Here is a 1,097-nt window from a genome sequence, read left to right as displayed (position 1 = left end):
GCGCGCGGACCTGACCCGGCCGGCGATCAACCACTACTTCTCCAGCAAGCGGACGTTGTATCGGGAAGTGCTGGACGAAACAAATAAATTCATCATCGGTGCCGGAATTGAACGGGCATATCAAGAAACCGGGCTGGCGGCACAGCTCACGACATTCATCTCCGTGGCGGTGCGCGGCAATATCGAGACCATGGGCGGATCGGCGATGATCATCTCCGGCGTCCTCGAGTCGCAGCGGCACCCCGAGTGGAACACCACCGAGAACGACTCCGTGCGCCTGTGCCGGGACTTTCTGAACCGCATCGTCAACGACGCGGTGACCAGCGGCGAGGTTCCCCCTGACGTCGACGTGCCAGCGTTGATCGAGGCCTTGCTCGTCCTTTTGTGCGGGGTGGGCCTGTATGCGGGCTTCGTGCAGGGCCCCGAAGCCCTGCTGTCGATCACCGGGATGATGCGCCGACTCCTCGAGGGAGCGTTCCGCCGGTCGGCCGATCTGCAGTGACGTAGCGCACAAAGCGCATAGGCTAACTAACCTTTGCCGGTATTCTGGGCGGATATGACTGACCTGGACGCCTCGTTACCGCCCTCGCAACGGACCTCCGGTGACAGCTGGACCATCACCGAACTCGTCGGCGCCACCGCGCTGGGGGTGGCCGCCGCGCGCGCGGCCGAAACCGCCCGACCGGACCCGCTGATCCGCGACGAATACGCCCGCGTGCTGGTGTCCTCGGCCGGCCCGGCGTGGGCCCGCCTGGCCGACCCCGACGTCGGCTGGCTCGACGGAGACGAATACGGGCAACGCGCCCACCGGCTCGGCATCGACTATCAGGCGGTGCGGACGCACTTTTTCGACAGCTACTTCGCCGCCGCCGCGGACGCGGGCATCCGCCAGGTGGTGATCCTGGCGGCCGGGCTGGACTCCCGGGCCTACCGGCTGCCCTGGCCCACCGGCACGTCGGTGTACGAGATCGACCAGCCCAAGGTGCTGGAGTACAAGACCTCGACCCTGGAATCGCTGGGCGCGTCACCCGCCGCGATCCGCCGACCGGTCCCGGTGGACCTGCGCGACGACTGGCCGGCCGCGCTGCTCGGCGCGG

2 protein-coding genes are annotated in these 1,097 nt (G+C 67.5%); both read left to right on the top strand.

The genetic code is table 11. From position 1 onward, the window contains the following. Positions 1-502, top strand: a 502-nt coding sequence (locus A5714_RS26490) for a TetR/AcrR family transcriptional regulator (protein WP_068283682.1), incomplete at its 5' end; no start/stop codon positions are given. Positions 503-556: 54 nt separating this feature from the next. After that, on the top strand, positions 557-1,097 hold a 541-nt coding region (locus A5714_RS05865; RefSeq protein WP_156747184.1), incomplete at its 3' end, for a class I SAM-dependent methyltransferase.

Origin of the sequence: Mycobacterium sp. E2462, assembly GCF_001672685.1 — a bacterium.
Taxonomy (GTDB): domain Bacteria; phylum Actinomycetota; class Actinomycetes; order Mycobacteriales; family Mycobacteriaceae; genus Mycobacterium.
This window is presented reverse-complemented; position numbering and strand designations above follow the sequence as displayed.